The organism is Pseudoalteromonas sp. SR43-3 (genome assembly GCF_014163875.1).
Taxonomy (GTDB): domain Bacteria; phylum Pseudomonadota; class Gammaproteobacteria; order Enterobacterales; family Alteromonadaceae; genus Pseudoalteromonas; species Pseudoalteromonas distincta.
In genome coordinates this window covers 482131-502574 of sequence record NZ_JACJEC010000001.1, presented here as the reverse complement: position 1 = coordinate 502574, position 20444 = coordinate 482131, and the positions used below count along the sequence as shown (strand labels likewise).

At 39.6% G+C, this 20444-nt stretch carries 15 protein-coding genes; 13 read left to right on the top strand and 2 right to left on the bottom strand.

What is annotated here, in order from left to right:
- Positions 1-96 precede the first annotated feature (96 nt).
- The 12 genes from H5088_RS02210 (at position 97) to H5088_RS02155 (ending at position 13876) form a co-directional block, all read left to right on the top strand.
- Complete coding sequence (locus H5088_RS02210; protein ID WP_024595623.1) at positions 97-1566, top strand: NarK family nitrate/nitrite MFS transporter; 1470 nt, start codon at positions 97-99, stop codon at positions 1564-1566.
- Positions 1567-1579: 13 nt separating this feature from the next.
- Positions 1580-3322: a bifunctional protein-serine/threonine kinase/phosphatase gene (locus tag H5088_RS02205; RefSeq protein WP_024595624.1), complete on the top strand. Its 1743-nt coding sequence runs from the start codon at positions 1580-1582 to the stop codon at positions 3320-3322.
- Between the two features lie 9 nt (positions 3323-3331).
- On the top strand, positions 3332-4525 hold the full coding sequence (locus H5088_RS02200; RefSeq protein WP_182752108.1) for an alginate export family protein: 1194 nt from the start codon (positions 3332-3334) through the stop codon (positions 4523-4525).
- A gap of 227 nt (positions 4526-4752) precedes the next feature.
- Positions 4753-6276, top strand: coding sequence for an FAD-dependent oxidoreductase (locus tag H5088_RS02195; RefSeq protein ID WP_024595626.1), 1524 nt, complete (start codon positions 4753-4755; stop codon positions 6274-6276).
- Positions 6277-6302: 26 nt separating this feature from the next.
- Positions 6303-8999 carry a nitrate reductase gene (locus tag H5088_RS02190; RefSeq protein WP_182752107.1) on the top strand — a complete coding sequence of 899 codons (2697 nt, stop codon included), beginning with the start codon at positions 6303-6305 and terminating at the stop codon, positions 8997-8999.
- 16 nt (positions 9000-9015) lie between these two features.
- The gene (moaA, locus tag H5088_RS02185) at positions 9016-9987 is read left to right on the top strand and encodes a GTP 3',8-cyclase MoaA (protein ID WP_024603705.1); all 972 of its coding nucleotides are present in this window, start codon (positions 9016-9018) and stop codon (positions 9985-9987) included.
- Between the two features lie 25 nt (positions 9988-10012).
- Entirely contained in the window at positions 10013-10687 is a 675-nt protein-coding gene (locus H5088_RS02180) for a molybdenum cofactor guanylyltransferase (protein WP_404936284.1), read from the top strand.
- On the top strand, positions 10684-11223 hold the full coding sequence (gene moaB / locus H5088_RS02175; protein ID WP_182695790.1) for a molybdenum cofactor biosynthesis protein B: 540 nt from the start codon (positions 10684-10686) through the stop codon (positions 11221-11223). The genes H5088_RS02180 and moaB overlap by 4 nt, the downstream gene beginning before the upstream one ends.
- Position 11224: 1 nt before the next feature.
- The gene (gene moaC, locus H5088_RS02170; protein ID WP_007375236.1) at positions 11225-11695 is read left to right on the top strand and encodes a cyclic pyranopterin monophosphate synthase MoaC; all 471 of its coding nucleotides are present in this window, start codon (positions 11225-11227) and stop codon (positions 11693-11695) included.
- A complete protein-coding gene (locus tag H5088_RS02165) occupies positions 11673-11972 on the top strand; it encodes a MoaD/ThiS family protein (RefSeq protein ID WP_182695789.1) in 300 nt (99 codons plus the stop codon). Before moaC ends, H5088_RS02165 begins: the two co-directional genes overlap by 23 nt.
- Complete coding sequence (gene moaE / locus H5088_RS02160) at positions 11972-12430, top strand: molybdopterin synthase catalytic subunit MoaE (protein WP_182752105.1); 459 nt, start codon at positions 11972-11974, stop codon at positions 12428-12430. Before H5088_RS02165 ends, moaE begins: the two co-directional genes overlap by 1 nt.
- A gap of 126 nt (positions 12431-12556) precedes the next feature.
- Positions 12557-13876, top strand: coding sequence for a hypothetical protein (locus tag H5088_RS02155; RefSeq protein WP_182752104.1), 1320 nt, complete (start codon positions 12557-12559; stop codon positions 13874-13876).
- A 143-nt stretch (positions 13877-14019) separates the two neighbouring features.
- Here the strand turns inward: H5088_RS02155 and H5088_RS02150 are convergent, their stop codons facing one another.
- Together H5088_RS02150 and H5088_RS02145 are read right to left on the bottom strand one after the other, a co-directional pair.
- Complete coding sequence (locus H5088_RS02150) at positions 14020-15189, bottom strand: putative zinc-binding metallopeptidase (protein ID WP_182752103.1); 1170 nt, start codon at positions 15187-15189, stop codon at positions 14020-14022.
- Positions 15190-15258: 69 nt separating this feature from the next.
- The gene (locus H5088_RS02145) at positions 15259-16032 is read right to left on the bottom strand and encodes an SHOCT domain-containing protein (RefSeq protein WP_182752102.1); all 774 of its coding nucleotides are present in this window, start codon (positions 16030-16032) and stop codon (positions 15259-15261) included.
- 1020 nt (positions 16033-17052) lie between these two features.
- On the opposite strand from H5088_RS02145, the gene H5088_RS02140 reads away from it, so the two are divergent.
- Positions 17053-20364 (top strand): DUF2126 domain-containing protein, encoded by a 3312-nt coding sequence (locus H5088_RS02140; RefSeq protein WP_182752101.1) that lies wholly within the window; start codon positions 17053-17055, stop codon positions 20362-20364.
- Positions 20365-20444 lie beyond the last annotated feature (80 nt).

The following is a 20444-nucleotide window of genomic DNA, read 5'->3' as shown; positions in this document are numbered from 1 at the left end:
TGTTTGGTTAACTAAAATTTAACAAAGTTTGAGCTACTACTCATATAAAAGAGTGGGGCATTTATAAAACAATAATACGTTTACGAGGAAATAAACATGCAACCGAGTTCTGGATTTAACTTAATATCCTTTAAAGGAAAAATGAAAGTATTACATCTGAGTTGGATGGTCTTTTTTGTGTCATTTTTTGTATGGTTTAACCATGCTCCTTTATTAGGTGCAATTGCGGGCTCGCTTGGTATTACCATGGCACAAGTTAAAACATTACTAATTTTAAATGTAGCGTTAACTATTCCTGCCCGTGTTGTGGTGGGTATGCTGACCGATAAATTTGGTCCCCGGATTGTTTATGCCGCGCTACTTATTACCTGTAGTATTCCGTGTTTTATGTTTGCTATGGCAACCACATTTGAACAAGCCGCTATAGCGCGTTTTGCGCTAGGCTTTATTGGTGCTGGCTTTGTTGTGGGCATTCGTATGGTGAGTGAATGGTTTCCTGCTAACGAGCTGGGCATAGCAGAAGGTATTTATGGCGGCTGGGGTAACTTTGGTTCAGCAGCAGCGGCTATGTTATTGCCAATTATTGCACTTATGTTTGGTGGCGAAGATGGTTGGCGTTACGCAGTAGGTTTAACGGGTGTATTAAGCGTTATATTTGGTATTATTTGGTACTTAAATGTAACCGATACACCAAAAGGCGGTACATACTTTAAGCCTAAAAAAGTAGGCGCAATGGAAGTAACCAGTAAAGGCGACTTTGTATTACTTCTTATTATGAAAATCCCTATGTATGGTGCACTAGCATTACTTACTTGGAAGCTTTCACCAACTGGTGCTAACCTAATTTCGGCTAACTTTGTACTTGCCGTGTATGCTTTTTTAGTTCTGCTTTATATTTACGAAGTGTATAAAACCTTTGACGTAAATGGTCATATTTTTAAAGAGCCTGTACCTGAGTCTCATCGTTATGAATTTAAGCAAGTGGCTGTTTTAAATATTTTATATTTTACAACTTTTGGTTCTGAGCTTGCAGTTGTATCTATGTTACCGCTATTTTTTATGGATGTGTTTGCGCTTGATATGGTGTACGCGGGTATTTTAGCCTCAGCTTATGCATTTATGAACTTAGCATCTCGCCCAGGTGGCGGTTGGATTTCAGATAAATTAGGTCGCCGTATAACACTTATTGTACTTACGACAGGTCTTGCTGTTGGTTATTTTGTAATGGGCTTGGTTGATGCATCTTGGCCTTTATGGCTTGCAGTTGTTGCGGCTATGGCGTGTTCGTTCTTTGTGCAAGCTGGTGAAGGCGCTGTATTTGCCGCAGTACCGCTAATTAAGCGTCGTTTAACTGGGCAAATAGCTGGAATGACAGGTGCTTACGGTAATGTAGGTGCAGTAGTGTACTTAACGGCATTGTCACTTGTTGATTATCAAACTTTCTTTTTCATTATTGCGGGTAGTGCATTACTTGGTCTAGCTGCACTGTTTTTTATGAGAGAACCAGATGGCCATATTACTGAAGTAAATGAAGACGGCACCGTTGAACTTATTTCAGTGACTTAAGGCATTATTGACTATGTTTGATGAAACACTCCACGCTAAATCGCTAAAAAATGAACTCAACGTTTCATTTGGCGGGCACAGTGCTAAAGGGTTAAAAGCAGAAAACCAAGATGCGTTTGCAGCTCTCAATACCAAAGCGCAAGAAAAAGAGTCTAAAGGCGTTATTGCCTGCTTAGCCGATGGGTGTTCATCAGCAAAAAATGCTAAACAAGCGTCTCAACTTTCGGTTACTCATTTTATAAATGAGTATTTAAATACCCCCGAAAGTTGGGCGGTTAAAAAGTCAGTGTCGAAGGTGTTAGCAAGTTTAAATCAGTGGCTTTATTCGCAATCGGTTAATTACAATCACTTAGGTCAGCGTCAAGCCGATTGGATGACGACTTTTACAGCACTTATTTTAAAGTCGGCAACGGGTTATATATTCCACTTAGGTGATACGCGTATTACTCGCTTGCGAGGAAATAAAATCGAGGCAATAACACGGGATCACAAAGTAAACGATACGCTAACGCGTGCTCTTGGCGCGCAACTTCATCAAGAAATAGATGTATACGAGGTTGACCTAAAAGCAGACGATATTTATATATTAACCTGCGATGGCGTACACGATGTGCTCCCAAGTAGTGATATAGCTAAATTAATTAACGAGTACACTAATTTAGAAAATGCAGCTAAAGCAATTACCGAACTTGCATTAGCACGAGGCAGTGACGACAACGTAAGTTGTTTACTGGTAAAAGTAGAAAATATTGCCGAGCAAAAGTTAGATGAACTTTACCATTCGCTAACACGACGAAAAATTCCACCTGCGCTTAATGTTGGGCAAAAAATTGATGACTACACGGTTATTCGTAAATTACATGCCAGTAGTCGCTCGCACATTTATTTAGTGCAACAAGCGCCCGATATACCGCCAGTGGTTTTAAAAGCACCTTCGGTTAATTTTGAAGACGATGTGCACTACCTTCAAGGCTTTATAAGAGAAGGCTGGGTAGGGCAACGCATAAACCATTTAAACGTGATGAAAGTGCTAAGTACGCAATCGCAGAGTCGTTTTTTGTATCATATTTGTGAGTACATGGACGGGCAAACACTCAGTGATTGGAAGCACGACGTGCCGCACCCAGAAATAACCCAAGTACGCAGTATTATTGAACAAATAGTACATGCACTAAGGGCGTTTCAGCGACTCGATATGGTACATCGTGATTTAAAACTCGATAATGTAATGATAGATGCGCACGGTAAAGTAACGCTAATAGATTACGGCACAGTAAGTGTTGCGGCTATGGACGAGTCGGTTAAACAAATTGCGGATGATTGCCCGCAAGGCACTGCCGACTACACCGCACCCGAAACACTTATTACTATGCACGCCGATTTTAAAAGTGATTTGTTTTCACTTGGCGTGATTGCATATGAGTTATTGTGCTCAAAATTGCCTTATAAACCACTGCCACTTAACCACGTAGCGCCAAAAGATTACAGCCATTGGCATTACACAAGTATTCGTAAATACAGAGCCGATATTCCGTTTTGGTTAGATCAAGCCCTTATGAAGGCGCTTGCCCCTAAACCTGAGCTCAGATACCAAGCTTTTTCTGAGTTTATAAACGATATCAACAAACCTAATCCTTATTTAGAAAGTACCGCTAATAAAAGTTCAATAATGAAACGCGATCCAGTTATGGTGTGGAAATGTATTTCGCTGTGTTTATTTATTGCTTTGGTATGTGTATTAATAATTAAAACTTAGAGAACCAAAATGCTTAATTACAAGAACAACTTACCTATTATTTTTATACTGGGTTGCTTCACTGCGCCTTTAATAAGCCAAGCTGCGCAAACTGATCTTGATTTTAGACTGCGTTTTGAAAGCGTTGATCAAGAAAATGCTCTAAAAGATGCAAGCGGCTTAACACTTAGAACCCGCTTAACGCATCAAACAGACGAGGTGAATGGTTTTTCAGCACTTATTGAAGTAGAAGACACTCGCAGCCTATTGGGCGTAGATGATTACAACAATACAGTGGGGAAAAACACTAATTATTCTGTTATTGCAGACCCAGAAAACATCGAGATAGACCAAGGTTTTGTTAAATATGCCCGCGATGGTCTATCGCTAAAAGTAGGGCGCCAAATAATAGCTCTTGATGGGCAGCGCTTTGTTGGGCACGTAGGTTGGCGCCAAGACAGACAAACCTTTGATGCCGCGACCATTAATTACGCATTTAATAACATAGATTTACAGTACAGTTATTTAAATAAGCGTAACCGCATATTTGCTGACGATAAAGACATTAAATCGTCCGATCATTTAATTAATGCAAGCTTTAAAACAGACTACGGTAAAGTGGTTTTATACAGTTACTTATTAAGTGACGATGCACTACAAGACGACAGTTTAGATACTTATGGCGTTTCTTTTAACGGTAATAAAACCCTAAACGACATAAAATTTTATTACAAAGCGGAGTATGCAACGCAGTCTGCTTCAACAAGCGTGAGTGATTTTGATGCCGATTACTATGCACTTGAAGGCGCTGTCGATTTAAATGGGTTGGGCATAAAAACAGTAACATTAAAAGTTGGCATAGAGTCACTTGGCTCTGATAATGGCGATTACGGGTTTGCAACACCGCTTGCCACGATACATAAATTTAATGGTTGGACAGATACGTTTTTAAATACACCCACACAAGGTTTGGACGACAGTTACATAAGCTTAAACGGTAAAGCGTTTGACGGAAAATGGCTGGTGGCTTATCACAGTTTTGATGCTAATGAGCAATCAAATGGGGTTGACGATTTAGGCAGTGAACTAAACGTACAATACGTTAAACCTATTAATAAACAATACGCAGTAGGTGTTAAGTATGCTGATTACTCAGCGGGCGATACTGCTGCTAATAAAGTCGATACTCAAAAATTGTGGGTATGGATGAGCGCTAAATTTTAACCCTCTCTATCTTCTAATATTCACTTGTAATTTATAGCGACACACGATGGTGCAATTGCACCATCTTGTGGGACTTTATGCTTTTCACCTCTGCACCAATGTAGGCAACTTGCTGATTTTAAATGCTTATATATTTGGCTTACATATTGCTATAACAAACCTATAACAAATTATTCGATTTCAATTTTAGTCAATTACTAAAATAGGTATCACTTTAAGGTGGGTGAATGTTAAGCAAGCAGCGTGTTGTAGTGGTAGGAAACGGAATGGTCGGGCACCATTTTGTGCAGCAGCTAGTTTCTCAAAATCAAGCTGATGAGCAATTTGAAATTACGGTACTTAGCGGTGAAGACCGTTTAGCGTATGACCGTGTACAACTATCCTCTTTTTTTAAAGGCAAAACCGCAGACGACCTCGCACTTACATGTAATAAAACCTATGACGATTGGCAAGTACGCTTTCATACTCATTCTAAAGTGGTTGATATAAATCGTGATACGCAAACTGTAACGACCGCTAAAGGGGAATTGTTTGAATACGACAAACTTGTGCTTGCTACAGGTTCATTCCCATTTGTACCGCCTATACCGGGTAAAGATCGCGAGCATTGCCTTGTTTATCGCACCATTAACGATTTACACGCAATAAAAAATTCAGCCCACGGCAGCAAAGTAGGCGTGGTAATTGGTGGCGGTTTACTGGGGCTTGAAGCTGCAAACGCATTAAAGCAATTGGGTTTACAGACTCACGTAATAGAATTTGCACCGCAACTTATGGGTGTACAAGTTGATGCTGGTGGCGGTCGGTTACTAAAAAACAAAATTACGGATTTGGGCGTTACTGTACATACAGCGGTAGCAACTGAGGAAATAGTAGAAGGCGAAAGTTGCCGTTATAAAATGTGTTTTAAAGGTGGCAAAACCCTTGAAACAGACATGATTGTATTTTCGGCGGGTATTCGCCCTTATGATAATTTAGCCCGCGAGTTTAATTTAGAGTTAGGCGAGCGCGGCGGTATTGTAATTAATAACCACTGCCAAACGAGTGATAAAAATATATACGCTATTGGTGAATGTGCACTGTGGAATAATTTTATTTTTGGCTTAGTGGCACCCGGTTACGCCATGGCTAAAATAGCAGTTGGGCATATTTTACAAGATACGCAGCAAGGTACTTTGCAAAGTACTGGCTTAGACAATAAAGCCGATGAATTTAATGGTGCCGATATGAGCACCAAGCTTAAGTTAATGGGTGTTGAAGTAGGCTCTATTGGCGATGCACATGCACGCAGCGAAGGCGCAATAAGCTATTACTTTGAAGACCAAGCCAATGGTATTTATAAAAAAATAGTCACTAACTCACAAAGTAATAAGCTGATTGGCGCGGTACTTGTTGGCGATACCAGCGATTACGACAATTTGCTGCAATATCATTTAAACGACATTCAACTTACCACCGCTCCCGAAGCGCTCATTATGCCCCTTGCCGGCGACATAGCAGAGCTAAGCGCCGATGACTTGCCTGATGACGCCATTATTTGCGCTTGTCATAAAGTAACTAAACACACCATTGAACAAACAGTCGCTAAAGGCTGCATAGATTTGGCAAGTGTGCAGCAAAGCACCAAAGCCAGTACAGGCTGTGGAGGGTGTGAAAAGCTCGTTCAAAATGTAATAAACAGCGCGCTCGCTAAAGCAAGTAACACTATTAACGTAGTTACCCTTAATGAGCCTGTAAAACAGCCTGCATAAATTAAAGCACACTAAAAGAGAGCAGTATGACAACCGCAAACACGTCACCAACTATAAATAAAACCAGTTTAAAACAAACAACATGTGCTTACTGTGGTGTAGGGTGCGGTGTTGATATTTCACTTTTTAATAATGTGCCAACCAAGCTTGAAGGCATGCGAGAGCATCCCGCAAACTTTGGTCGTTTATGTGTAAAAGGCACCCATTTGCTCGACACAACAGGCAGTGATAATCGCTTAACGTCGCCCCTTATTAATAACCAAGCCGTTACGTGGGATGAAGCCACCGACCATGTTGCCAATAAATTTAACGACATAATACAAAAGCACGGACCCGATGCTGTGGCTTTTTATGTATCGGGGCAGTTACTTACTGAGGATTACTACATCGCGAATAAATTAATGAAAGGCTACATAGGCTCAGGCAATATTGATACAAATTCGCGCCTGTGTATGTCATCTGCTGTGGCAGGTTACAAACGCGCTTTTGGTGAAGACGTAGTGCCGTGTACCTACGAGGATTTAGAGCAAACTGAGCTGCTTATTTTAATTGGATCTAATGCAGCATGGACTCATCCGGTTTTGTATCAGCGAATGGAGCGTGCAAAGCAGCTTAACCCAAATATGAAAGTGGTGGTTATTGACCCACGAAAAACCGACACCGCTGAGCTTGCCGACACATTTTTAAATATAAAACCAGGCAGTGACGCCGCGCTTTATAACGGCTTACTTAATTATTTAAATGAGCATAACCACCTCGATACGCAATTTATTGCTCAGCACACAAACGGCTTTGAAAGCGCACTGCAAGAGGCACAAAAATGGAGCTGTGAGGCAGTTAGCGACTTTTGCGATATAGCAATTGAGCAAGTCACTGAGTTTTACGCGCTATTTGCTAACAGCCCAAGTGCGATTAGCTTTTACTCAATGGGTATAAATCAGTCAAGCTCGGGTGTAGATAAATGCAACGCCATTATTAATGCACATTTAGCCTCAGGTAAATTACTTAAACCAGGCAGTGGTCCGTTTTCGATTACTGGGCAACCCAATGCGATGGGCGGGCGCGAAGTAGGTGGTTTGGCTAATCAGTTAGCGGCGCATTTAGATATTGAAAACGAAGCACATCAATCACTTGTACAACGCTTTTGGCTCTCGCCAACTATCGCTAAAAAAGCAGGCAGCAATGCCATCGATATGTTTGATGAAATAGCCGCAGGAAAAATAAAAGCAGTGTGGGTAATGGCAACAAACCCAATGGTGAGCTTGCCCAATAACGCCGCTATTAAAAAGGCATTAGAGACCTGCGAGCTGGTGGTTGTATCTGACTGTATTGCAAAAAGTGATACGTTAAAATTTGCCGATGTTTCTTTTCCATCAACCGGATGGGGTGAAAAAAACGGCACAGTAACTAACTCAGAGCGCAGAATATCAAGGCAGCGCCCTTTAGTAGCGCCTTATTCGGGAGCTAAAAACGATTGGCAAATTATGTGCGCTGTAGCTAAAAAAATGGGCTTTGAAGGGTTTGATTTTACAGACCCAAGTGGCATTTTTGAAGAATGGGCACAATTAACCGACTTTGAAAATAACGGCAGCCGATTATTAAATCTCTCTGGTTTAGTTGGGCTCACAAGAAGCCAGTACGATAATTTAAAACCCATTATGTGGCCTGTTGTTAAAAATAAGCCTTATAAAAATGGTCAGGTTTTTACAGATAACCAATTTAGCACCGCTGATAAAAAAGCGCGTTTTATACCTATAACGCCGCAATTACCTGTGCAACAAACATCAAGTGATTATCCGTTTGTAATGAACTCAGGACGTATACGTGACCAATGGCATACGATGAGCCGCACGGGTAAAAGCACTGCGCTTTCATCGCATATTACACGCCCGTACATTGAAATTAATCCGCTTGATGCCAGTAAATTAGCAATTAAACAAAACGATTTAATAAGCGCGATTGCCCAAACAGGGCAGGTTACCGCGCATGCCAAAGTAACCGATTCGGTGCGAAAAGGTGAATGCTTTATGCCTATTCATTGGAATAAGCAATTTGCATCATCCGCAACAGTAAGTGGGTTGTATCAATCGGTAGTTGACCTTCTATCTGGTCAGGCTGAGTGCAAACACGGCGCTGTTAATATAGTTAAGGCACCCTTTGTGCAATATATGCAGCTGTTTGTTAAAAACGAACTTGTTATAAACAGTGATTTTTGGCTCAAAGTTAATGCAAGCAATTGCTTTAATTACCAATTGGCGCTTAATGAACCACAAAGTGATTTACTGTATTACTGCCAAACCTTGACTGGTTTACAAGGGCAGTGGTCGGCTATGAATACGGCAAAAGCCATGCATGTGCAGTGTATTCAAAACGATAAATTAGCGTTTGTTGGTGTTATTTCTAATGAACAAAAAGAAATATCACTTGAGTGGATAAACCATTTATTTGCAGAGCCATTACTGACCTTTACACAGTTACAGTCTTTGCTTTATGCAACCCCCGATGAAGAATTTACCCAAGGCGTGCAAGTGTGTAGCTGCTTTAAAGTAAGAGAGCAGCCAATTATAAACGGCATTAAAAACGGTGCAAACACAGTCGAGCAATTGGGGTCTGAACTTAAATGTGGGACGAACTGCGGTTCGTGTAAAACGCAATTAAGCCAATTAATAAAACAACATTACAAAGCCGGTTCTAGCAGCATTGATGTTGCGGTTGAAATGTAAACAAACAAGGAAGCATATGCTTAATGATCAATTTGGTCGGCAGTTTAACTATTTGCGCCTCTCAATAACTGATGTATGTAATTTTAGTTGTAGTTATTGTTTACCAAACGGGTATCAGTGCGATACGCCGCGTAATTTTTTAAATAAAAACGAAATTAGCACGCTAGTAAATGCGTTTGCAGAGCTAGGTACTAAAAAAGTACGCATTACAGGTGGCGAACCGTGCTTGCGAAACGACGTAACCGATATTATAAAACTCTGTAAAAACACACCTGGCATAGAAAAAGTAGCCATTACTACCAACGGGTTTAATTTATTAAAGAAAATTGATGAATTTGCTGAGGCAGGGCTTGATGCGCTTAATGTCAGTATTGATAGCTTAAATCCGAGTATGTTTAAACTCATAACAGGGCACGACAAACTTAACCTTATTTTAAAAGGGATTGAACGCGCGGTAGATCTGGGCATAAAAGATATAAAAATAAATGCAGTGCTTGCCAAGCAGTTTAATAAAAACCAATTGAAGGATTTTTTAGCGTGGGTAAAACACCACAAAGTTACAGTGCGCTTTATAGAATTAATGGAAACCGGTGACGGCGCAACATTTTTTGAAGAAAACCACTTAAGTGGGCAAACGGTTAAAGCCCAATTACTCGATCAAGGTTGGTTACAAGTCGTTAGGGGGAAATTAAACGGACCCGCTGAGGAATTTTGTCATCCTGATTACGATGGTCGTATTGGTTTAATAATGCCGTACAGTAAAGACTTTTGTAAAAGTTGTAATCGCTTAAGGGTGTCGGCGCTGGGTAAATTACACTTATGTTTATTTGCAGAGCAAGGTATAGATTTACGCGAACTACTCAACGAGGACGATACTGCAGCGACCGTAAAGGCAATTCGAGCCGCTATGGGCAATAAAGAAATAAGCCATGAGCTGGATAAACGCTTAACAGGTGCGACAACTCACTTAGCCATGTTAGGCGGCTAATATGGAAGCTAATATAAAATCTAATATGAAAGTTAAGCGAGATTTTACAGGCGTTGTGCTTGCTGGTGGTAAGTCATCAAGAATGGGCACAGACAAAGCCGATTTAGTTTTAAAAAATAAAACGCTATTACACAATGCGTGTGATTTATTAAAAGACGTAGGCGCTAAAAACATACTTATAAGTCGCAACGTTACAAATCCAGTCAAGTCATTGAACCATTATTCACCGAGCGATTATCCCTCAGAAAAGTACGTTAAAGATATATACCCAAATAGTGGACCCCTTGGCGGAATTTATTCCACATTAATAGCCACTGAGCACGACTTACTTATTACTGCGGTAGATATGCCTCTACTTACGAGTAGTTTGTTAAGCATAATTGTGCTGGCTTCTCAGTCAAATAACGTACAAAGTGTGAGCAATCAATTAAATCAGTCACAAATACATGCTTGGCACTTTGAAAATGAACCACTACCGCTGTATATTCGTAATACAAGCAGTGTAAAAAATCATTTAAAACACATACTCACAAACGCTAACAGTCATAAATCAATAAAACAGTTTACCCAAAGCATTGGTGTGCAAACGCTTTTATGTAATAAAGCGCACGCATTAATAAACACCAATACACCGGCGCAATTTAAAGCTGTAAATGAGCATTTTGACCAAAGCATTAATCAATTAAGAAGAATATTATGAGTCACACAACTGAGTCACAAATAGCATTAAACATTGCCGTAATGACGGTAAGCGATACACGCGATGCGATTACCGATACTTCTGGTCATTACTTAATTAAAGCGCTAACTGAAGCTGGTCATCACTTAGCTGATAAAGACATAGTTAAAGATGACGTTTACCAAATGCGTGCAGTGGCATCGCAGTGGATAGCCGATGACACCATTCATGCTATTTTAGTGACTGGCGGTACAGGTTTTACTGAGCGCGATTCAACACCAGAGGCATTTGCGCCGCTGTTTGATAAAAGCGTAGACGGTTTTGGTGAGCTATTTAGGCACATATCGTACGGCGAAATTGGTAACTCTACTATTCAATCTCGTGCATTGGCAGGACTTGCTAATAACACCGTTATTTTTTGTATGCCAGGCTCTACAGGCGCATGTAAAACTGCGTGGACAGGCATAATAAAAGATCAACTTAACTCAATGCATAAACCGTGTAACTTTGTACCGCACATTACCATTGGTAAAAAGTGTGAATCGCGTGAGCAATAGTATGTTGAGTCACGTTGACGAAAACGGCCAAGCGAATATGGTTGATGTATCGCTCAAAGACGTAACCTTGCGCGATGCCTCAGCTGAAGCATTTATTAGCATGAGCAAGCTTGCCTTTGAACAAGTAATGCTTAATCAAAACAAAAAGGGTGATGTGTTAGGCGTGGCACGCATTGCAGGTATTCAAGGCGCTAAAAAATGCGCTGATTTAATTCCGCTTTGTCATCCGCTTGCACTTAGTAAAGTCGCTGTTGATTTTGAACTTGATGAAGCAAACAGCCAAATTAAAATAACCAGCTACTGCAAACTTGCAGGTAAAACGGGGGTTGAAATGGAAGCGTTAACAGCGGTATCTGTGGCTAGCCTTACTTTGTTTGATATGTGTAAAGCAGCCGACCCACTAATGGAAATTAGCGGCATGCGCGTTACTCAAAAAGCAGGGGGCAAAAATGGTAGTTGGCAACGCGATTAATCCAAACGATGCAATATCTAGCGCCGGGAAAGTAGAGTTATTGTTTTTTGGGCAACTAAAAGAGCGGTTAAAGTGCAGTAAATTAAGTCTTGAGATTACGCAGCCGCTTACTATTTCAGAGCTTAAATTAAAATTAGTGAGTCAATACCCGCACTGGCAACCGTGGCTGGAAGAGCGTGAGCTACTTGCAGCGCTTAACCAAACTATGTCATCAAGCGACGAAATAGTGAAAGCAGGGGATGAGCTTGCCTTTTTCCCGCCGGTTACAGGTGGCTAATGAGCATACATATTCAAGTACAAACCGATGATTTTAATGTAGGTGACGAGCACAATACGCTTTGTAGTAATAATAAAAGCGATGGCGCTGTTGTCACCTTCACAGGTTTGGTAAGAGAGTTCAGCAGTGGCGATAACGTTATTGCACTTGAGCTTGAGCACTACCCTGGTATGACCGAGCAACTTCTTCAATCTATTGCAGAGCAAGCACAAACTCGCTGGCAACTGGCGCGAATATGTATTATTCACCGCGTTGGTTACTTAGCACTTGGCGAGCAAATTGTATTTGTTGGCGTAACGTCCTGCCATCGCCAAGCCGCGTTCGAAGGCGCACAATTTATAATGGATTACTTAAAAAACCACGCCACGTTTTGGAAAAAAGAGCACTTTAAAGACTCATCAAATTGGGTTGAGTTTAAACAAAGTGACAAACAAGCGCTGGATAAGTGGGAAAAGTGATGCAGATATTTCATTACTTGTGCTCTACAGAGGTTATATAGCTCTCAGTTTGCGTGTGAAGTCTGCGTTTTTATTGTTATAAATCAGCATATTAGATTGTTAGCTCGACCCAAGTCTGGAAGACATATGCGCACATCAAAAATGTTATATTTTACAATGTTATTACTTGTTCTACTTTCAGCTTTTCTTGCTGTATGGGTATATGATTTAAAAGAAGGTAAAGATTTACTAAGCTTTACGATATCAACAGTAAGCTTTTGTATAGCCGTATTAGCTTTATTTATTACTGTTAGAACATATACATCAATTGATAGTGTAAATAATATTAGCAAAATGGAAGGTAACATTTTAGATAATGAAAATTACGTAACCTCACTTCCAGAGTTAATTAACCAGTTTAAGTCCCAAAATGAAAATACACTAGAGAAAGAAATTTTTGACTCTATTGAGCATAAACTAAAAAAAGAGTCAGAAACCGCCGTTCTTTTTGCCGATACCCTGCAATATATAATCGACCTAATTGTTTTATTTCCAGCTGTTTTTAATGCATCAGAAACTAACAAAGTGCTTTATAAAAAGCGTATGGATACAATTTTGTCAGAAGTTGATAGGCGCTGTGAAATATTGCACTCGGTGAGTAAAGGTAATTCAATTCAAATAACGGAAACGATAAAGCTATTTAAAGCTGTTGTGTCTTACCAAAGTTTTGTAGCTGATGATAATTTTAATATTCATGCAGACTTACTTCATGTGAGAGGTCCAATTCTTCGTAACCCAGTAACAAAAACCATTTACCATAATTACCTAGGTTTGTATTACAACAAAAAAGGCATGCATTTATTACGAGAGTCGCTAAATATGAACTCTGTAGATATTTTGTCGATTGATGGTTTAGAGTTGGCTCAGAAAAATATTAATACCATAGAGCCATCAATACTTGAAGAAGTAAGTATGTATCTTAAATCTGCCGCTGAGCAGTTCGATAAAGCACTTAAAGTATCTAGCGAAGATGTTATGTGGCCTGCTTTTATTAATTACAATAAAGCACGTACGGTATATTTTTTATCTTTACTATCAAATACAAAGCTTAATTGGTTAGATATTCTCGACGAAGCAATAGAGTCTCGCAGCAGGTTAAATCGACTAATTGACGAAATTTTAATGATCGACAGATCAAAACCAGCCAATATTGTTAGCACACATTTAAGAGAATTTTTTCTATATCAAGAAGAGTTAGCACGTACAGTAAAATTGAATGTTTTACTGTCGAATAATCTAACCAGACAAAATAATGCACCTATTATATACAAAGGGATTAATATCTCTGATATATCAAACGAAAAACTAACTGACTTATTTGTTTCAATACAAAAGTTTTCTACAGTTAGTATTTACCAAGAAAAAATCATAAGTCGACTTAAGAATAACCTCGCTGTGACAAGCTAACAAAGCTTCAGCGAGAAAGTAGGGGATATACTATTTTTACGGCTTTTTTCTCATCATAAAAAAGCCACCTACCTATGCATGAAAAGTCATAGCAAGAATAAATGGCTCTTTATTAAAATGTTTTTTGGACTGAGCTTATTTTATTACACTTTTCCAATGCTCAAATCAGGCATTAAATTGAGCCTGTTATGGATAGCATGATGGATGAAAGATAACTTAGTTCGCACCGCTTGAGTTAGTACAAATGGGTAGGCATCGGCAAGTCCCATGCTGCGATTTAGTGAATTTAGAATGATCGAAAATTCCATCCAAGTATCTAAAATAGCATCAATCGGTGTTTGTGAATTAAAGTAATAAGCACTTTGTGGCAATCGAAGCTCGTCTGCTTCGTCTAGCTCAAATTCATTGCCAGTTGTAGAGCCGGTAATTGAGAAGTTTTTAGCCGTTTCAAGCGTATCGATAATGTGCATGTAATGCGCCCATGTTTCAGCCCAGTCTTCATAAGGGTGCATGGTAGCGTATTCACTAATAAAGGTTTCATGCCAGTTAGCAGGAGCGCCTTGTTTGTAATGAGTATCGAGCGCTTGTTGATAATCTAATTCATCATCACCAAAATATTGCTTACATAAAGCATGTTTTTTTGGTGAATTTGCGATTAGTTGATCAAAATAATAATGACCAAGTTCATGGCGAAAATGACCAAGTAAAGTACGGTAACGCTCACCCATCGCTATTTTAGCTTGAGAGCGTGCTACGTCGTCTGCCTCGGCTAGATTTATAGTGATATGGCCACAGTCGTGTCCTGTAAATACAACGTCTTGACCTATAATTGGGCTTACAAAGTGATCGCTCACGTTACGGTCAGTTATGAAGTCGAAGCTTAATCCGCTTTCAGGTTCTTGAATCGTGGTATTTAAAGGGAGTGATAATGATTTTAATGTATACAAAGCGCGACGTTTTGCTGTCTCCATTTTTTTCCATAATGGAATATGTTCAACAATACTTAAATCGGGCACCGTTTCATTAAAGCGGCATGAAAAACACAGCACTTCGGCTTTATCGGCAACGGGTATAAATGTATCTAAATTAACCATACCATTACAAACGTGGTACTGAGCATTGTTATCACATTTTTTATAAAAAACGTCAGGCGCTTCTGCTTTGTAAAATAGACCCGATTGTTCATCAATTTCATAGGGTTCAACTTGGTCGAACTCATCATCTATACCAACGGTTCTGCCACAAGCCAAACAATGGCTGCTTTCAAAAAATAAAATAAGTTGTTCTGTGCAATTACATTTAAATGTTTTCATATGTTACCGAATAAAAAAGAGACCGTATAAACCACTTTTATTGAGCGTTATGCTATTGGAGGATAGTGGTTAAATCCTTTTTAAAAGTTCAGACTTTTTAATATTAAATTCATCATCACTCAACGCATTTGAATCGCGTAGTTGTGCTAACTTTTCAATAATTTGAAGTGTTTCGTCTACCGAGTATTGCCCCGTTGTATTATTAACAGGTGCTTCAATTTGGCTAGGCGTTAATGATGCAAAATTGGGCTGCGTTACTTGCTGTGTAAAGTCTTTTTGTGGTTCTGGAGTCGTTGGCGTTTGCCCTGAAATTAATGGCAGGGTATTTACATTAATTGTCCCCCACTGACTGTTAAATGTAAGGGAGGTATTATTGCCTTGCTGTTGGCTTACACCACCAATATTATGATCTAACGTGTCGTATACGCTCACTTGTCCATTTAATTCAACGGCTAAGCGATTAGGGAATATAGCGTAGCGAATATTATTTTGCGCACCACTGCTAAATGGGCTGCCTAGATTACCTGGCCACCACTGATTGCTGCCAGGCGATCCTGCAGGAATAACCGGAAATATTTGGTTATTGCTCAATATATTAGCAAGTTCGTTGCACAAGTTATCAACGGTTGATTTTAAACCGTTGTTAAACATGTCGCCAACCATTGTCATTCCGCCACGCATCCATTGACCAGAACCACCAAGTTCTGGGCAATTAAACTGTGCCATTGAGCAACCGCCGTTATTAACGCTAACTAACATGTGAATTACTGCATCGTGACTGAGGTTATAACGAGATGCTATACCATTAACTAAGTTTTCACCGACATCTGTTAGCTTTTGCATAAGAGAATATCCTATTAGGTAGATTGGGTTGATTTAAAAAATCTTAAATACGCTAGGGCGTGTTGTTTTTTGGGATTGAAATTTGTTCAATCTAGGGGCGATTTAATCGCGGCGCGAGGTTTGTAACCTAGTGGGCTAAGTAAAAACCGAGCAACAAAGAGTCAATCGTCCCTAGAAAGAACCCAGGGGCAGCGCATGTTTGGCATTTATGCTGCGTTATCGCCTATGTATGGGGAACAACCACACATCATAGACTCTGCCTTGCTTAAATACCAAACACACTGCTGCAAATTCAACCACCAAAGAACAATACGCCCTAGTGCTGCATTACCTTTAGCTTTGATGATAATGAAAAATTAACAGGTTAGTGAGGTGTGCTGGTTTTTCAAATTGGACGTGTTCTGTTTTGTTTGAAATTAAAACACACCACTGCAAAACTAATCTTTAAAGTAAGCATCTATGTATTAAAAGTTGCTTGTTTTATGTCATCGAGATTGTTAGTTTTACTGTAACGTAAGCGGTTAAAAATCGATCTAGTATAGCACCGTTACTTACTTTAACAGCAGCTTTATTGTGAACTATTTCTTACTATTTAATGATTATTTTTAATGATTTTTAAACTCTAAATAAATACTTTTAATTATAACCGTTTAGCGTTATAAATAACGGAGTAAGTATTTTTAAAAATTAACTTTATTTGTTTTATTTCAATATTTTAAATTAATTAGCTTTAATTGTAAGTTATTTTAAAGCACTATTTTGGTGCATTTTCTGCACCATTAAAAATCTAAAATTGATGGTTTAAATTACACTAAGTTTACTATTTATTAAATAGGTGTGTTTTTCCTATTAATTAGGTCAAAACCTTTATGCATAACGTTGCTTTGTGCAAGAGCCGCGAGTGGATGAACAGTACTACTTAAGCAAGTCTTTTGGTATAAAAATTGCACAAGTGAATTAGTCCAAATAATATTTTCAGCGTTATATTGTGGCCATACATTATTAAAGGGGAATTAATAGATGACAATTACAGTTGGGATTTCGCACCATACTCAGTATAAATACGACCGGTCAGTTAATATGGGGCCGCATATATTCCGATTACGTCCAGCGCCACATAGCCGTACAAAAATTAAAAGTTATTCTTTAAAAATAGTTCCAGAAGATCATTATATAAATTGGCAACAAGACCCTTTTGGTAATTACCAAGCGAGGGTGGTGTTTAACAAGCCAACTACCGAATTTAGTTTTACAGTTGATTTGGTCGCCGAACTAACGGTTATTAATCCTTTTGATTTCTTTTTAGAAGATTACGCCGAAAACTTCCCGTTTGTTTACGATGCTATTTCAAAGTCAGAACTCTCTCCTTATTTAAAAAAACGCAAAGCCAGTCCAAAATTTAAAGAATTAATTGAATCTTTAAACCCTAAAGAGCCGCTTAGAAGCGTTGATTTTTTAGTGGCTGTTAATCAAGCTATTTATGAATTAGTAGGTTATGGCATTCGTTTAGAACCCGGTGTGCAAACGGCAAACGAAACAATAAGTAAAAAAACAGGTTCGTGTCGTGATTCTGCTTGGTTATTAGTACAATTGTTTCGTCATTTAGGGTTGGCATCTCGATTTGTATCGGGTTACCTAGTACAGCTAACCTCAGATCAAAAATCACTAGATGGCCCAAGCGGTCCAGAAGAAGATTTTACCGATTTGCATGCATGGACCGAGGTGTATATTCCGGGTGCAGGTTGGATAGGGCTTGATCCTACCTCGGGTTTATTTGCTGGTGAAGGTCATATTCCATTGGCGTGTACGCCAGAGCCAAGCTCGGCGGCGCCGGTAACCGGCGGTATAGACGACTGTAAATCTGAGTTTAGCTTTTATAATAAAGTAACGCGTGTACACGAAGACCCACGTGTAACTAAGCCATATTCTGAGGCGCAGTGGGCGGCAATTAATCGCTTAGGTCAGCACGTTGACAATGTTTATAATGAAGAAAATATACATTTAACCATGGGTGGCGAGCCTACGTTTATTTCTATTGACGATATGGAACATCCTCAGTGGAATACTGATGCCGATGGCAAAGAAAAAAGAATATTAGCTCAAAATTTATTTGTAGAAATGAATAAAGTATACACAAAAGGTGGCTTTACTCATTACGGACAAGGTAAATGGTATCCGGGTGAGCCATTACCACGTTGGCAATATGCGTGCTATTGGCGCAAAGACGGCGAGCCTTTATGGCAAGATGCCGCACTATTAGCCGATCCTAATAAAGACTATAAATTTGATCATACCGATACTAAAAAGTTTGCTGATAAACTGTGTGACTCACTTGGTCTTGAAACCAAGGCACTTACTACAGCTTATGAAGATATTTTATATCACATGTGGCAAGAAGCCTCATTACCTACCGAAATAAAGCCAGATCAACCAGAACTTCTCCATGCAATGAGCCGAAAAGGCTTTTTAGCTAAAATGGATAAAGGGATAGAAAAGCCAGTTGGTTATGTTCTCCCTTTAAAATGGAACGATAGTAAAAACTGTTGGCAGTCGTGTACGTGGGAGTTTAAACGGGGTCATTGTTTTTTATTACCGGGTGAATCACCACTTGGTTATCGCCTACCTTTAGACAGCCTTGAGTGGAGCGGCAATATTATTGACCGCGACCCGTTTGATATTCCAGAAAATTTTACCAAAGCTAAAAAGCTTAAAAAGGGCTTTATTGGTAAAGAAATGGTTAAAACTGCGCTTGTAATGGAAGTGAGAGAGGGGCGTTTATATATATTTATGCCACCAACAAGTCATTTTGAACATTACATGGGTTTAATAAGTAGTATAGAGAGTGTGGCTAAAGAACTTAAAATGCCGCTTGTTATTGAAGGCTATAGCCCACCTAAAGATAGCCGCGTAGAAAAATACGCTGTAACGCCAGATCCAGGTGTTATTGAAGTAAATATTCATCCTTCAACATCGTGGGATCAATTAGTCAGTCGAACCACAACGCTATATGGTTTAGCAAAAGAATGCCGATTAGGTACCGATAAGTTTATGGCAGATGGTCGCCATACTGGTACTGGTGGTGGTAACCACGTAACGCTTGGTGGCGAAACACCTGAGCAAAGCCCATTTTTACGCAGACCTGATATTTTAAGAAGTTTTATTACCTATTGGCAGCATCATCCTGGTTTGTCGTATTTGTTTTCGGGGCTTTTTATTGGTCCTACAAGCCAAGCACCGCGAGTGGATGAAGCCCGTGATGAAGTTTTATACGAGCTAGAAATTGCTTTCTCACATATGCCCGAAGGTGAGGTGCCTGAGCCTTGGTTAGTTGATAGGTTACTGCGTAATTTATTGGTGGATTTAACGGGTAATACACACAGAGCAGAATTTTGTATAGATAAGCTCTATTCACCCGATTCAGCCACAGGTCGTTTAGGGATTGTAGAATTTAGAGGCTTTGAAATGCCTCCACATTCACAAATGAGTTTAGTGCAAATGCTACTGTTGCGTACTTTACTTGCTTGGTTTTGGAAAAAACCTTACCACAAGCCATTAATACGTTGGGGTACAGAGTTACACGATAAGTTTTTATTACCACAATATGTAGAAAACGATTTAGCTGAAGTAAGCCGCGATTTACAACAAGCAGGTTTTCAATTTCAGTTAAGTTGGTTAAATCCATTTTTTGAATTTAGGTTTCCGGTATGTGGTACGCGAGAACTTGATAACGTTACACTTGAGCTTAGAACCGCAATCGAGCCATGGCATGTACTAGGCGAAGAGGCGAGTGCGTCGGGTACGGCGCGCTATGTGGATTCGTCATTAGAAAGAGTACAGATAAAAGTACAAGGAACAATGAGCGACCGCTATGTTGTAACGTGTAATGGTCGAAGAGTGCCGCTTAAACCGGTTAAAGGTAAAGCAAAAGATGAAATGGTCGCGGGTATACGATACAGAGCTTGGCAACCACCTACAGCGCTTCACCCAACTATTGGCGTACATGCACCATTAGTTTTTGATTTAATCGATACGTGGGAAGGACGTTCAGTTGGAGGCTTTGTATATCATGTGAGCCATGCTGGTGGGCGTAATCCTGAAACGCTACCGGTTAATGCATTTGAAGCAGAAGGGCGCAGAGTCGCAAGATTTTGGGAGCATGGGCATACACCATCTTTACTTGCATCAGCAGAACCAAGCTGGAGCCCATCGGCGGTTACGCATAGTTTTCAATCGGCGCAAAGCGCAAGTGAATACGTGGTACCTGATGAAGAAAGTAGTAATCCTGATTATCCAAATACCTTGGATTTACGCAGGCAGCCTAACTTTAAATAATAATTGATAGTTGTGTCATTCCACTTTGAAATTATTTAAAGTGGAATGACTAAATATTTTTAAAGCATCATTATGAACAC

Coding starts and splice junctions, on each gene's coding strand:
- H5088_RS02210 (WP_024595623.1), top strand. CDS start 97: ATGCAACCGAGTTCTGGATTTAACTTAATATCCTTTAAAGGAAAAATG.
- H5088_RS02205 (WP_024595624.1), top strand. CDS start 1,580: ATGTTTGATGAAACACTCCACGCTAAATCGCTAAAAAATGAACTCAAC.
- H5088_RS02200 (WP_182752108.1), top strand. CDS start 3,332: ATGCTTAATTACAAGAACAACTTACCTATTATTTTTATACTGGGTTGC.
- H5088_RS02195 (WP_024595626.1), top strand. CDS start 4,753: ATGTTAAGCAAGCAGCGTGTTGTAGTGGTAGGAAACGGAATGGTCGGG.
- H5088_RS02190 (WP_182752107.1), top strand. CDS start 6,303: ATGACAACCGCAAACACGTCACCAACTATAAATAAAACCAGTTTAAAA.
- moaA (WP_024603705.1), top strand. CDS start 9,016: ATGCTTAATGATCAATTTGGTCGGCAGTTTAACTATTTGCGCCTCTCA.
- H5088_RS02180 (WP_404936284.1), top strand. CDS start 10,013: ATGAAAGTTAAGCGAGATTTTACAGGCGTTGTGCTTGCTGGTGGTAAG.
- moaB (WP_182695790.1), top strand. CDS start 10,684: ATGAGTCACACAACTGAGTCACAAATAGCATTAAACATTGCCGTAATG.
- moaC (WP_007375236.1), top strand. CDS start 11,225: ATGTTGAGTCACGTTGACGAAAACGGCCAAGCGAATATGGTTGATGTA.
- H5088_RS02165 (WP_182695789.1), top strand. CDS start 11,673: ATGGTAGTTGGCAACGCGATTAATCCAAACGATGCAATATCTAGCGCC.
- moaE (WP_182752105.1), top strand. CDS start 11,972: ATGAGCATACATATTCAAGTACAAACCGATGATTTTAATGTAGGTGAC.
- H5088_RS02155 (WP_182752104.1), top strand. CDS start 12,557: ATGCGCACATCAAAAATGTTATATTTTACAATGTTATTACTTGTTCTA.
- H5088_RS02150 (WP_182752103.1), bottom strand. CDS start 15,189: ATGAAAACATTTAAATGTAATTGCACAGAACAACTTATTTTATTTTTT.
- H5088_RS02145 (WP_182752102.1), bottom strand. CDS start 16,032: ATGCAAAAGCTAACAGATGTCGGTGAAAACTTAGTTAATGGTATAGCA.
- H5088_RS02140 (WP_182752101.1), top strand. CDS start 17,053: ATGACAATTACAGTTGGGATTTCGCACCATACTCAGTATAAATACGAC.